Origin of the sequence: Rhizohabitans arisaemae (genome assembly GCF_025996515.1) — a bacterium.
GTDB classification, from domain to species: Bacteria; Actinomycetota; Actinomycetes; order Streptosporangiales; family Streptosporangiaceae; genus Rhizohabitans; species Rhizohabitans arisaemae.
In genome coordinates this window covers 180,382-193,386 of sequence record NZ_BLRH01000034.1, presented here as the reverse complement: position 1 = coordinate 193,386, position 13,005 = coordinate 180,382, and the positions used below count along the sequence as shown (strand labels likewise).

General features: G+C 72.6%; 13 protein-coding genes. 6 read left to right on the top strand and 7 right to left on the bottom strand.

All coding sequences use genetic code 11. From position 1 onward, the window contains the following. Nucleotides 1–44: 44 nt before the first annotated feature. The 3 genes from RUR_RS16265 to RUR_RS16255 are packed head-to-tail and all read right to left on the bottom strand — an operon-like array spanning nt 45 to nt 3,495. Nucleotides 45–2,495, bottom strand: a complete 2,451-nt coding sequence (locus RUR_RS16265; protein WP_283135903.1) for an FtsX-like permease family protein — start codon at nt 2,493–2,495, stop codon at nt 45–47. Then, nucleotides 2,492–3,235, bottom strand: a complete 744-nt coding sequence (locus RUR_RS16260; protein WP_283135902.1) for an ABC transporter ATP-binding protein — start codon at nt 3,233–3,235, stop codon at nt 2,492–2,494. Before RUR_RS16260 ends, RUR_RS16265 begins: the two co-directional genes overlap by 4 nt. Then, entirely contained in the window at nt 3,232–3,495 is a 264-nt protein-coding gene (locus RUR_RS16255; protein WP_283135901.1) for a hypothetical protein, read from the bottom strand. Before RUR_RS16255 ends, RUR_RS16260 begins: the two co-directional genes overlap by 4 nt. A 108-nt stretch (nt 3,496–3,603) precedes the next feature. On the opposite strand from RUR_RS16255, the gene RUR_RS16250 reads away from it, so the two are divergent. The 3 genes from RUR_RS16250 (at nt 3,604) to RUR_RS16240 (ending at nt 5,713) form a co-directional block, all read left to right on the top strand. Further along, entirely contained in the window at nt 3,604–4,827 is a 1,224-nt protein-coding gene (locus tag RUR_RS16250; RefSeq protein WP_283135900.1) for a sensor histidine kinase, read from the top strand. Continuing rightward, the gene (locus RUR_RS16245; RefSeq protein ID WP_283135899.1) at nt 4,818–5,462 is read left to right on the top strand and encodes a response regulator transcription factor; all 645 of its coding nucleotides are present in this window, start codon (nt 4,818–4,820) and stop codon (nt 5,460–5,462) included. The genes RUR_RS16250 and RUR_RS16245 overlap by 10 nt, the downstream gene beginning before the upstream one ends. 80 nt (nt 5,463–5,542) lie before the next feature. Then, on the top strand, nt 5,543–5,713 hold the full coding sequence (locus tag RUR_RS16240) for a hypothetical protein (protein WP_283135898.1): 171 nt from the start codon (nt 5,543–5,545) through the stop codon (nt 5,711–5,713). A gap of 37 nt (nt 5,714–5,750) precedes the next feature. Here the strand turns inward: RUR_RS16240 and RUR_RS16235 are convergent, their stop codons facing one another. Next, complete coding sequence (locus RUR_RS16235) at nt 5,751–6,788, bottom strand: DMT family transporter (protein WP_283135897.1); 1,038 nt, start codon at nt 6,786–6,788, stop codon at nt 5,751–5,753. Between RUR_RS16235 and RUR_RS16230 the strand changes: the two genes are divergently transcribed. Then, a complete protein-coding gene (locus RUR_RS16230; RefSeq protein WP_283135896.1) occupies nt 6,787–8,196 on the top strand; it encodes an aminotransferase-like domain-containing protein in 1,410 nt (469 codons plus the stop codon). The genes RUR_RS16235 and RUR_RS16230 overlap by 2 nt on opposite strands. Before the next feature lie 262 nt (nt 8,197–8,458). Here the strand turns inward: RUR_RS16230 and RUR_RS16225 are convergent, their stop codons facing one another. Continuing rightward, a complete protein-coding gene (locus RUR_RS16225) occupies nt 8,459–8,878 on the bottom strand; it encodes a VOC family protein (RefSeq protein WP_283135895.1) in 420 nt (139 codons plus the stop codon). Nucleotides 8,879–9,001: 123 nt separating this feature from the next. Here RUR_RS16225 and RUR_RS16220 point away from each other — a divergent pair, with 123 nt between their 5' ends. Next, complete coding sequence (locus tag RUR_RS16220; RefSeq protein WP_283135894.1) at nt 9,002–9,409, top strand: SgcJ/EcaC family oxidoreductase; 408 nt, start codon at nt 9,002–9,004, stop codon at nt 9,407–9,409. A gap of 147 nt (nt 9,410–9,556) precedes the next feature. Here RUR_RS16220 and RUR_RS16215 read toward each other — a convergent pair whose 3' ends face one another. After that, on the bottom strand, nt 9,557–9,931 hold the full coding sequence (locus RUR_RS16215) for a nitroreductase family deazaflavin-dependent oxidoreductase (protein WP_283135893.1): 375 nt from the start codon (nt 9,929–9,931) through the stop codon (nt 9,557–9,559). A 121-nt stretch (nt 9,932–10,052) separates the two neighbouring features. On the opposite strand from RUR_RS16215, the gene RUR_RS16210 reads away from it, so the two are divergent. Beyond that, entirely contained in the window at nt 10,053–10,739 is a 687-nt protein-coding gene (locus tag RUR_RS16210) for a TetR/AcrR family transcriptional regulator (RefSeq protein ID WP_283135892.1), read from the top strand. On the opposite strand, the gene helR is transcribed toward RUR_RS16210, so the two are convergent. Beyond that, nucleotides 10,726–12,897, bottom strand: coding sequence for an RNA polymerase recycling motor ATPase HelR (gene helR / locus RUR_RS16205; protein ID WP_283135891.1), 2,172 nt, complete (start codon nt 12,895–12,897; stop codon nt 10,726–10,728). The genes RUR_RS16210 and helR overlap by 14 nt on opposite strands. Between the last annotated feature and the right edge of the window lie 108 nt (nt 12,898–13,005).

Genomic DNA, 13,005 nt, shown 5'->3' with positions numbered 1-13,005 from the left:
CGGCGACGAATCGCCTCGGTGTCGAGGAGAGCCTGATCAGCCGGTCACGCGTGCCTGATCAGCCGGCGGGCGGTGAGTTCGTACGCGAGCCAGACCACCGCGCACACCGTCGCCATCGCGGCGGGCGCCACCCACAGGGGGCCGGCCGGCCAGGGGCGGCCGAGGAAACCGACACTGAGCAGGAGCAGCGGCACGACGCTCATGGCCAGGCCCGCGAGGGAGGCGGTGAGCGCGATGATCAGGGCCTCCCAGCGGATCATGGCGGTGAGCTGGCGCGGGGTGGAGCCAAGCCGTTTGACGGCGGTGAGTTCGGCGCCGCGGGAGGCGATCGTGGCGACCAGCCGGTTGGCGACGGAGACCAGGACGTAGCCGAGGAGCACGGCGAGCACCGCGATGTTGATCCAGAGCTGCGCGGAGGTCTCCCCCGCCTGCGGGGACGGGCTGCCGGCGGCGACGTCGACGCCGGGCCAGCGGGCCGTGAGCCGCTCGAGGCCGGACCTGTCGCCGTCGGTGCGGACCAGGATGGTCGAATCCAGACCGGTGGTGGTGTGCCCGGCGACAAGGTCACGGGAGAGGACGACGGGGCCGAGTCCGAGGGCGCGGCTGTAGGTCGCCACGACGCGCGCCTTGACCGCCGCGCCGTCGCCGAGGACGAGGTCGTACCGCTCCCCAACCTCGCCGGCGCGTTCGTCGAGGGCGATCGTGGCGCCTTTGAGGTCGGCGAGGCTGCCCGCGCCGACGCCGAGGTCCACCAGCTCGCCCGCGTCGGGGCCGAGCACCATGGCCGTACGGGACACCAGGTTGTCGCCGTCGTCGCCGACGGCCAGCGAGCGGGAGGCGACGACGGTGGTGGAGGTCGCGACGGCGGCCGTCACGCCGGGGGTGCGGCGCACGTCGTCGAGAAGTCCGTGCGGGATGCCGCCGTAGGCGGGGGCGGTGACGGCCGCGTCGGCCTTGAGGGTCTCGGCGGTCTCGTCGGCGGTGGCCTGCAGGATGGTGAAATGCGTCAGCGCGACGCTGGTGGCGAGCGTGACGACCATGCCGAGCGCGGCCACCGCGCCCGCCGTGCGCAGCGCGTATCCGCGGGTGTTGGCCACGGCGAGCCAGACGGAGGCCGGCACACGGGCGGGCAGGTGCCTGGCGAGCAGGCCGGTCGCCGACTGCACGAGCCTCGGGCCGGCCAGTGCCAGGCCGATCACCGACAGCAGCGCGGCGACGCCGGGGCCGACGGCGGCGATCTCGCCGCGGATGAACAGCGGCAGCGATGAGATCAGCAGGGAAGCCAGGATGATCAGCAGGCCGCTCTTGTATCGGACCGCCGAGGGGGTGCGCGGTTCGCCGGCCGAGTCCCGTACGGCCGCCACGGCCGGCATCCGCGACGCGGAGATCGAGGTGGCGAAGGCCGACACCCGCACGACGCCGAGCAGCAGCGGCGCGGCGGCCACGGCGGGAATCGGGCTGTAGGTCAGCGGCATGTTCGCCGGCAACATGCCCACATGCACCAGCAGGTCGCCGAAGTGCGCGGCCATGAGGTAGCCGGCCGCCGCGCCGGGGATGAGCGCGGCGAGGGCCGCCGCCATGCCCTGGGCGGCGACCAGCTTGCGCACCTGGCGCGGGGTCGCGCCGGCGGCGCGCAGCAGGGCCAGGTCGCGGCGCTGCCGGGTGATGGACAGGGAGATGCCGCCGCCGACGACGAAGCCGACGATCAGCAGGCTGAGGCCGCCGACGGAGCTCGGCAAAGCGATGAGGAGGGTACGGGCGGCGGCCGTGCCGGGCGATTCCGCGTCGCCCTTGGCGGACCCGGTGCTGATCTCGTAGCCGTCGCCGATCCGCTTCCGCACGGCCTGGGCCAAGGCGCCGGCGTCGGTGCCGGGCGCGGCGCGCAGCGCGACGATGTCGACGGTGCCGGCCCTCTGGCCCGCCGTACGGTCGGCGAGGTCGAGGGCGACGCGGTCGGCGAAGTAGAGGCCGGGCGCGTCGACGACGCCGGTCACCCGGTAGGTGCCGCGCTTGCCTGCCGCGATCACCTCGACGTCGGCGCCCGGCCGTACGGCATGGGTCTTCGATACGACGATCTCCTCCGCGGCCCGGGGCGCTCGGCCGTCCAGGACGGCTCCTCCGGCGAGTACGGCTGACGCCCAGCCGTGCCCGTCGCCCGTGGCCGCGGCTTCCGCACCGACGAGGGCGGCGGGGAAGGTGACGTCACCGGCGGCCGAGGCGACCCCCGCCACCTGGGACAGTTCGGCGATCAGGGAGGCGGGCACGACGGCCCGCTCGGGCAGCCCGACCGGCAGGCCACCCTCCCCTCCTCGGACGCTCTGCGGGGCGGAGACGAGCACGTCGGCCGCGGCGAGGCGTGAGCCCTCAAGGCTGGAGCGGAGCCCCGATTCCACGATCACACCGCTGCCGGTGATCAGCGCCATGCCGCCGAGCACCGCGAAGAAGGCCACGACGAGCCCCCCGAGGCCCGACATGGCCAGGGCCGTCCTGATCACAGCGCACCGCCCGCGGCGGCCACGGGGCGTCCGGCGAGCCGGGTGAGCCGTGCGGCCAGATCCTCGGCCGAGGGTGCGGGCAGGACGTCGACGAGGCGGCCGTCCGCCATGATCAGCGCGTCGTGGGCGCGGGCGGCGGCGGCCGGGTCGTGGGTGACCATGACGACGGTCTGGCCGAGGTCGTCGACCATGGAGCGGAGCAGGTCCAGCACCTGGGAGGCGCTGCGCAGGTCGAGCGCGCCGGTGGGCTCGTCGGCGAAGAGCACGTCGGGGCGGCCGGCCAGGGCGCGGACGATCGCGGCCCGCTGCTGCTGTCCGCCGGACAGCTCGCCGGGCCGGTGGCGGAGCCGATCGTGCAGGCCGACGCGTTCGACGAGCATGCGGATCCACGCGAGGTCCGGTTTCCTCCCGGCCAGGCGGAGTGTGAGGGTGAGGTTCTCCTCGACCGTGATGGCGGGGAGCAGGTTGTAGGACTGGAACACGAAGCCGATGTGCGCCCGGCGCAGCTCGGTGCGTTTGGTCTCGTTGAGCGTCCCGACGTCGACTCCGCCGATCGCGACCGAGCCCGAGGTGGGTGTGTCGAGGGCGGCGGCGCACTGGATCAGGGTGCTCTTGCCCGATCCCGAGGGACCCATGACGGCGGTGAAGCGGCCTCTCGGGAAGCCCAGCGAGACGTCGTCGAGGGCGGTGAGCTCGCCGTACTTCTTGGTGACTCCGGTGAGGGTGACGACGTGGTTCACGCTTTGCGCCTGTTGTAGTGGTGGACGATGAGGCCGACGATGCAGGCCGCGGCGACACCGCCGGCGCCGAGGCCCAGCGGGGAGACGCCGTCGCCGAGGTTGTTGGCGATGACGTTGACCACTGCGCTGATCATGAGGAGGATCCAGAGGCCGGCACGTAGTACGGCGCCGCCCTGCTTGGCCGAGGGCCTGCGGACGGGGGTGCCGGAGGGGTCGGCCGGGGCTGTGTCGCCGCTGCCGATGCGGTAGGGGTCGTTCATGGGGACAACGTTAGAAATCGTTCCGACCAGCGGAAATCCCACGCGCTACCCGATCGAGGTAGAGCAGGCTGGAATGACTTTTGTCCGGTTCGCCATAAACTGCTCTCCATGGTGCGGGCAACCTTTGCGAGCCTTGAGCGCCTGGCAGGGGGACTCGGCACCGCGTTCATGGCGTTCTTCACACTGATCTGCTGGATCTTCGTGGCCGTGGCCTGCCTGTTCGGCGTGGGTCTGCTCCTGGTGTCGCCGATGGTGGCGATGACCAGGGGCGTGGCCGAACGTGAGCGCAGGCGGCTCCGGCGGGCCGGCCTCGAGGTGATGACCCCCTACACGGTCATACCGCTCCCCCAGGGCTGGAGAGCCGGGATACGGGCGGCTCGCGCCGATCTCGCCACCCCGCGCGATCTGCGATGGCTGGGCGTGCACGCCACCGCGGGGCTCATATGCGGTCTCCTCGGGGTGTTCATGCCCTTGGCCGCCCTGAGGGAGATCACCTACCCCCTCTGGTGGCAGGCGCTGCCCCCTGACTTGCGGGCCGCCAACTTCAACATCCCGGTGACCACCTGGCCTGCGGCAATCGTCTTGTCCCTGGTCGGCCTGGCCGCCATGGTGGTTCTCATCCTGCTGATCCCCCGCTTGGACCGCCTGCAGGCCTCCTACGCGCTCCGGCTCCTGACCCCGCACCCCTCCATCGACCTGTCGGAGCGCGTCGCGCGGCTCACCGCCACCCGTGCCGACGCGCTGCGGGCCCACGCCGCCGAGCTGCGCAGGATCGAGCGGTCGCTGCACGACGGGGCGCAGAACAGGCTCGTCGCGGTCGTGGTCACGGTGGCGGCGGCCAAGCGGGCGCTGAACCGCGACCCGGCCCGTGCCGTACCCGCCCTGGACCGAGCGCAGGAGGCGGCCGAGCAGGCCCTCGCCGAGCTGCGCGGAGTGGTGCGCGGCATCCTGCCCCCCATCCTGGCGGACCGGGGGCTCGACGGCGCGCTCGGTTCGCTGGCCGCCGGATGCCCGGTGCCCTGCGCGCTGACGATAGGCGAACTGGGTCACCTCCCGCTTTCGGTGGAGACCACCGCGTACTTCACCGTGGCCGAAGCGCTGACGAACATCGCCAAGCACAGCGGCGCCCGGCGGGCCGAGGTGGAGGTCGGGCTGGCCGGCCCGTCGCTCCGCGTCCTGGTGCGCGACGACGGCATGGGCGGCGCCCGTACCGACGCCGGGTCGGGCCTCACCGGCATCAGGCACCGGGTCGAGGCGCACGACGGAACGCTGACACTGACCAGCCCCGAGGGTGGGCCCACTGTGATCGAGGTGGAGTTGCCGTGCGCATAGTGATCGCCGAGGACGACGCGCTGCTGCGCGAAGGTCTGGTGCTGCTGCTGACCGGGGAAGGGTTCGACGTGGCGGCGGCCGTGGCCGAGCCCGACCCGTTCCTGGCGGCCGTGGCCGAGCACCGGCCCGACGTGGCGGTGGTGGACGTCCGAATGCCGCCCACCCACACCGACGAGGGCATCAGGGCCGCGGTCACCGCCAAGCGGACCCACCCCGAGCTGGCCGTGCTCGTGCTGTCCGCCTACGTCGAGCAGGCGTTCGCGACCGACCTGCTGGCCGAAGGCACCGCCGGCATCGGCTACCTGCTGAAGGAGCGGGTCGGCAAGGTCGAGGAGTTCCTGGACGCGCTGAACCGGGTGGCCGAAGGCGGCACCGCCATCGACCCCGACGTGGTCGCCCAGCTCTTCACCCGCCGCCGCGACCCGCTCGACCGCCTCACCGGACGCGAACGCGAGGTGCTGGCGCTGATGGCCGAGGGCCTGGGCAACGTGGGGATCGCCGAGCGTCTCGTGGTCACCGAGGGGGCGGTGCACAAGCACATCCGCAACATCTTCGCCAAACTCGACCTGGCCCAGAGCGACCGCACCGACCGCCGAGTGGCGGCGGTCCTGCACTACCTCGGGATCGGGACCTGAACGGCAACCGGCGGTCGGCGGCGTTGGTGAGTCGTCGGGGCTTGGTTCGTCGCGCCGATAGCCGGACCCGCAGGGAGATCATGGCCGAGGCGGCCGCGCTGCTCGGCGCCCGCCGAGGCGTCAGGGTCGTCGGCGTCGACGGCTTCGGCACACCCGACGCCGAGATCGCCGCCGTGGGCGGGTTCCTGCCCGGCCCGCACGCCGAACTCGCGGGCCCCACCTTCCAGGAGTGGCTCGACACCCAGTCGTGAGCAGGCCGTACAGCCGCCGAAGGGCCTGAGCGCTCGGTCACGAACGGCCTTCCGGCGAAGGTCCTGCGTCTTCGGCACCCCTGCGATCGCGATCGCCCACCCGGACGACACGTAACCCAGGCGCCTTCACCACGGTGGAGTGGGCCGTGTTCGCCTGCCCGAGCCGAGTCCGGACGGCGACTCCGGCGCAGGCGACCACGGCGAGGCCGCCGAGGACGACGGGCCAGGTGAGCGGCTCGTGCAGGAGTAGCGCGGCCCAGCAGATGCTCATCACGGGCTGGACGAGCTGGACCTGGCTGACCTGCGCCATCGGGCCGATCGCGAGGCCGCGATACCAGGCGAAGAAGCCGAGGAACATGCTCACCACGGCCAGGTAGGCGAACGCGGCCCACTCGACCGGGGTGCCGCTCGGGGGTTGCCGGACCACCGAGACACCGGCAAGGACGATCATCAGCGGCGCGGAGAGCACGAGCGCCCAGGATACGGTCTGCCAGGCACCGAGCTCGCGGGCGAGGAGCCCGCCCTCCGCGTAGCCGATCGCGGCCGCGGCGACGGCGCCGAACAGGAGCAGGTCGGACCAGCGCGGCCCGCCGAACCCGCCGCCCTGCAACGCGGCGAACACGACGGCCGCGGCCGCGCCCACGGCCGCCGTGATCCAGAACGCCACCGGAGGCCGTTCGCGCCCGCGGAGTACGGCCGTCACGGCGGTCGCGGCGGGCAGGAGGGCGATCACGACGGCACCGTGGCTCGCCGGTGCACCGGTGAGGGCGAAGGAGGTCAGGACGGGGAAGCCCACGACCACGCCGGCGGCGACGATCGCCGTGCGGACCCACTGGACGCCGCGGGGCGGGCGCTGTCGGGTGATCGCCAGCGCCGCGGCGGCGAGCAGCGCGGCGACGACCGCGCGCGCGGAGCCGATGAACAGCGGCGACATCGTGCCGCTCTCGACGGCGACGCGCGTGAACGGGACGGTGAAGGAGAACGCGGCGACTCCGAGCAGGCCCCACCGGAGACCGGCCTGCGACGACGATAGCGCTGACCCCTCAAGCTGGATAGCGCTACTATCAGTTTTCATGTATGACGATAGCAGTGCGGCGAGGATCGCGGCGGAGTTGCGGCGGTGGGTCGCGGCGGCTCCGCCGGGGGCGCGGCTGCCGTCGACCCGTTCCCTGGTCGCGCAGCACGGAGCGAGCCCGGTCACCGTGCAGAAGGCACTGCGGATTCTGGCCGCGCAGGGCTTGCTGGAGAGCCGTCCGGGCGTGGGCACGTTCGTCCGCGCCGTCCGCGCCGTCCGCGCGAACGACTTCGGGTGGCAGACCGCCGCGCTCGGCGCGCCGAACCACCGGATCCCGCACCTGCCGGCGGCCTTGCAGCCCGCCCCGCACGACGCGCTCGCGCTGCACTCGGGGTACCCCGACCGTGAGCTGCTGCCCGAGCGCCTCGTTCGCGCGGCGTTCACCCGCGCGGCCCGTACCGAGGCTCTGATCAGACCACCGACGGCGGGTCTCCCCGATCTGCGGTCCTGGTTCGCGGCGGAACTGGAGTCGGCGACCCCGACCGGAATCACACCGGTCTCCCCCGGTGACGTCGTGATCATTCCGGGGAGCCAGGGTGGGCTGAGCACCGTGTTCCGCTCCCTGGTCGGCGCGGGCCGGCCGCTGCTCATGGAGTCGCCGACCTACTGGGGGGCGATTCTGGCCGCGGCCCAGGTCGGTGTGCACGTCATCCCCGTTCCCAGCGGATCCGGCGGACCCGACCCCGATGCGCTGTCGCGCGCGTTCGAGCAGTCCGGGGCGCGCGCCTTCTACGCCCAGCCGAGTTTCGCCAGCCCGACCGGGGCGCTGTGGACGCGGGCGCTGGCGGACCAGGTCGTGGAAACGGTCCGGCGGCACGGCGCGTTCCTCATCGAGGACGACGTGGCGCACGACTTCGGAATCACCGCGGATCCGCGCCCGGTCGCCGCTCTGGACGACGCGGGGCACGTCGTCTACCTCCGCTCGCTGAGCAAGAGCGTCTCCCCGGCGGTCCGGGTCGCCGGGCTGATCGCACGCGGCCCGGCGCGCAAGCGGATCCTCGCCGACACGCAGGCGGATTCGATGTACGTCAGCGGGGTGCTGCAAGCGGTCGCGCTCGACGTCGTCACGCAGCCCGCCTGGCGAACCCACCTGCGCCGGCTTCGCCAGCAGCTCAAGAGCCGCCGGGATCTTCTCGTCGCAAGCCTCCGCGAGCACGCGCCCGACGCGCGGCCGCACACCGTGCCGCAGGGCGGATTGAATCTCTGGGCGCGCCTGCCGGACGCCGTCGACCTCGAGCGGGTCGTCCGGGAATGCACCTCGGCCGGGGTTGTCGTCGGCCCGGGAAACGAGTGGTTCCCCGCGGAACCGACCGGGCAGTTCGTCCGCCTCAGCTATGCGGGCCCCAATCCGGGGGCCTTCCCCGACGGGGCACGCGTGATCGGCCAGGTCCTCGCCCGCAGCGGCTAGGTCGGGTGTGGACGGTCTCGACGGAGCGGCTCCGGGAGGACCTGGGGGCCGCCGATGGCCGACGTCTCGGGCAGACCGCCCCGGAACCCGGCGGTGTCCGTCCGGCCGACGTCAGGAGTTCGTGAGGATGACGAGTCGCCGGGCGGTCGCGACATACCGGTCGACCGCTCCTTCAACGCCCCTGCTGCACGCCCCCGGTCTCACCTGCGCGCCATCCTCGCCGACCTCGGTCCGGGCGACCGCGCGGACCGCGGCCGTACCCCTACCCCGGCGCCTGGACGACGTCTCCGGGGGGCGGGCCGAGCAGGTCCCAGCGGTTGCCTTCCAGGTCCAGGAAGACCGCGATCCGCCCGTACGGCTCATCGCGGGGCGGGACGGGGAACTCGACACCGGCCGCCACCATGCGCGCGTGCGCGGCGTCGAAGTCGTCGACCCGCAGGAAGAAGCCCACCCGGCCGGCGAACTGGGCCCCCACCGCGGCCTCCTGGCGCGGTCCGTCGGCGCGGGCGAGCAGGAGCCCGGTGCCGCCGCCCGGCGGGCGGACCACCACCCACCGTTTGGGGCGGCCGTCCCCCGTCGACGCGGGCGAGTCCTCGGCCAGCCGGAAGCCGAGGACGCCGACGTAGAAGGAGATCGCGCGGTCGTAGTCCTCGACCAGGACCGCCACGAGATCAAGGTGCATCCCGCGATGGTACGCCTCCCCCTCGCGTGGGACCGCGCCCGGGACCGCTCCGCGGCCGTGAGACGCACATCACACCGGCGATCTCTAGACCTCGACTTTACTTGAGATATCAGAATTTCCGGTATGACAACGAATGAGGTTTTCGACGCGCAGACCGAGATCGCAGCGATCAAGGAGGTCGTCGCCGTCGTCGAACACGCGCAGAACAACGAGCTGGTCGAAGAGTTCGTCGGGTTGTTCCGCGAGGACGCGATCTGGACGACCGGGCACGGCAAGCGGCTGTTCGGCCGGGACACGATCGCGGCGTTCACACAGCAGGTTCTGCCCGGCGCGATGCGGGAGACCACGGTGACGTTCGAGGTGGAGCACGTGCTGTTCCTGCGGCCGGACGTCGCCGCCGTCAAGGTGCGCCAGGTCTCCCGAACGGGCGGTGAGGGGTACGTGGGCACCCCGATGTACGTGATGACCAAGGAGGACGGGCGCTGGACGCTGACCGCCGCGCAGAACACGGTCGTCGTCGACGAGGAGTGAACGACGAACGCGCCCCCGCATGCGGCCGAAGCCGGGTACGGCCGGACGCCCGCACCTCACGCCCTGATTCTCCTGGAGGCGGCCGACACGCTGTTCACGGAGGTGACCTTCACCACCCCGTGGGGATAGCGCATCCGCGGCCGACCGTCAGCCTTCGACCAGGTCCATGCGGAGGAACTCGGTGATGCGCAGCACCTTCGGCGGGCGCGCCGCCTCCTTGGGCATGGCCTGGAACGCCTCGTCCTCCCCGACAAGGCGCGGGTAGACGAGCCGCACCTCCCTCCCGTCGACCCGCAGCCGCGCGCCGTCGGCCGCCAGGACGTTCCGCACCCAGTCCGAGCGCGACCCGTACACCAGAACGAACAGGTAGCCCCCGTCGACGGGATACGCGTCGAGCGGCGTGCGATACGTCACGCCGGAGACGCGGCCGACGTGAATCAGCACCGGCCACTTCCCGCCCGCGATCGCGCGGGGGTTGAACACCGTCTTGTTCACATGCCCCCACCACTTCGGCATCGGCATCGGGATCTCCTCTTCTCGCCCCGGCGGGGCGCGTCACAACCTGGCTTACGTGTGTAAGGTACCTTACGTCCGTAAGGCTGGCTTACGCTTGTAAGGTTGTCAACCCGTGCCCGGAGGCGTCGTGTCACCACCACCGCAGCCGCTCAACAGAGCCCTCGTCCTGGAAGCCGCGATCCGCGTCGCGGATCGCGGCGGCGTGGAGGCGATCACGATGCGACGGGTGGCGCGGGAAGTGGGCGTGGAGGCGATGTCGCTCTACCACCACGTGCCGAACAAGGACGCGATCCTCGACGGTGTGGTCGACATGGTGTTCGCGGCGATCGAGCTCCCCGGCGCGGAGTGCGAAGACTGGCGCGAGGCGACCCGTGCGCGCGCCTCCTCCGCACGTGCCGTCCTGTCGCGGCACAGCTGGGCTCTCGGCCTCATGGACTCCCGGCGCAACCCGGGGCCGGCCACGCTGCGCCACCACGACGCCGTCCTCGGCGTCCTCCGGCGGGCGGGTTTCACGCTGCCGCTGGCCGTGCACGCCGTCTCGCTCATCGACAGCTACATCGCCGGGTTCGTCCTCCAAGCGGCGAACCTGCCGATAGCGACGCCGGACGACGTCGAGGAGGTGGCCGGCGGCATCCTCGAGCGGCTGCCGACGGGCGTGTTCCCGTACCTCACGGAGGTGATCGTCGACCACATGCTGGGGCACGGCTACGACCACACGGGCGAGTTCGGCTACGGCCTGGACCTGATTCTGGACGCGCTCGAGGACCGCCGCCGCGGCGGGAACGCGGCCCCGGCCGGCGTCAGGAGCTCGTGAGGATGACCAGTCGCCCGGTCGACCGGGTCATCGCGACATAGCGGTCGACCGCTCCTTCGACCCCCCGGCCGAACGCCTCCGGGTCCACGAGGACCACCAGGTCGAACTCCAGCCCCTTCGACAGCTCCGGGGTCAGCGACCGGACCCGGGAGGTCGGCCGGAACGTGGGATCGCCGATGACGCAGGCGATCCCGTCGGCGTGCGCGGCGAGCCAGGCGTCGAGGATCGGGTTCAGGTCGGCGACGGACCCGTGGACGACGGGACCGTCTCCCCCGCGGATGGAGGTCGGCACGTTGGCGTCGGGGAGCACGGCGCGGATGACCGGTTCGGCTTCCGCCATGATCACATCCGGCGTCCGGTAGTTGACGCCCAGCGAGGCCAGGGTGATCCGGTCGAGCCCGACGCGCTCAAGCCGTTCCCGCCAGGACTCGGTGAACCCGTGCCTGGCCTGGGCACGGTCCCCGACGACGGTGAAGCTCCGGGACGGGCAGCGCAGGAGCAGCATCCGCCACTCCGCGTCGGTGAGTTCCTGAGCCTCGTCCACGACGATGTGCGCGAACGGACCGGCGAGCCGGTCCGCGTCGTCGCCGGGCAGCGCGGCCTCGTCGACCAGGGCGTCCCGGAGGTCCTGTCCGCGCAGCATCGTCACCAGCCCTTCGCCGTCGTCGTCGGCCTCGAGCAGGTTGTCGACGACCTGCGACATACGCTCGCGCTCGGCGGCGACGGAGGCGTCCCGCCGACGCCTCCGCCGGAACACCTCGGGATCCCCGAGCCGCTGCCGTGCCGCGTCCAGGAGCGGAAGGTCGGACACGGTCCATGCCTGCGGGTCGTCGCGCTGCAGCCTCCGAACGTCCTCCGGGCTGAGCCACGGGGCGCACATCCGCAGGTAGGCGGGCACCGACCACAGGTCGCCGACGAGGTCGGCCGCTTCGATCAGCGGCCACGCGCGGTTGAAGGTCACCAGCAGTTCCCTGTTCCCCGCCAGCGACTTGCGGAGCAGGGCGGCCGGGACCTCGTCGTCGCCGTACTTGTCCACCAGGATCCCGAGCAGCTCATCCCAGATCCGACCGCGCGCCTCGTTGTGCGGGGTGCCCGGGTCCGGGGCCGCGAACGCCTCGGCCCAATCGTCGGCGCCCACCCAGACGTCGGCCCAGTGGGTCGTGACCGCCATCCCCTCGGTGGGCGGGTTCTCGTAGAACCGGACGGCGGGCTCGATCGCCTTCACCAGATTCGCGGACGCCTTCAGGCGGGCCGCGTCCGGGTCGGCCTCGACCCCCGCCGTGGCCCCCTCGGCGACGAGGTCCCGCAGGGTGCAGGTCCGCACGCCCTCCTCCCCCAGGCTGGGGAGGACGTCGGCGACGTAGGCCAGGTACGGCTGGTGCGGGCCGACGAACAGCACGCCGCCGCGGCGGCGGCCGAGGCGGGGGTCGGCGTAGAGGAGGTAGGCGGAGCGGTGCAGCGCCACCACGGTCTTCCCCGTACCCGGACCGCCGTCGACGACGAGGACGCCGCGGGATCCCGCCCGGATGACGGCGTCCTGGTCGGCCTGGATGGTGGCGAGCACGTCGCGCATCTTGCCCGACCGGCTGCCGCCCAGGCTGGCGATGAACGCGGACTGGTCGTCGAGCGCGGCGTGCCCGTCGAACCCGTCCGGGGTGAACACCTCGTCCCAGTAGTCGCTGATCCGGCCGCGGGTCCAGCGATACCGGCGGCGGCTCGCCAGGCCCATCGGGTTGGCGTGGGTGGCTCCGAAGAACGGCTCGGCCGCCGGGGAACGCCAGTCGAGCAGCAGCCGGCGGCCCGTGCCGTCGGTGAGACCGAGCCGTCCGACGTACACGGGCTCGGGGTCGTCCGCGCCGACCATGTGCCCAAGGCACAGGTCCAGGCCGAAGCGGCGCAGCGCGCGCAGGCGGGCGGTGAGCCGGTGGATCTCCATGTCCCGGTCCATCGCCTGCCGGCCCGCGCCGCCGGGGGCCTTGCGTTCGGCGTCGAGGCGGCCGGACAGCTCGGCGATCGCCTGCTCAAGGCTCTCCGCGACGGCCGCGAAGTGCCGCTCGTCGCCGGCGATCAGCGCCGGATCCGCCTTCGGGGAAAGATGATCCGGAAGGTCGAACGCGCCATCCCCGAGCGCCCCGTGCACCGACAGCGACACACCCACGTCGCACCCCCATTTCCGCAGGTTCCAGCCTCGGCCGACGATTCTCCGGCATGACCCGGGTCTTGCCGCAAGCCCCCCGCTGCGCTATACGTTGAGAGTGGAAAGGAG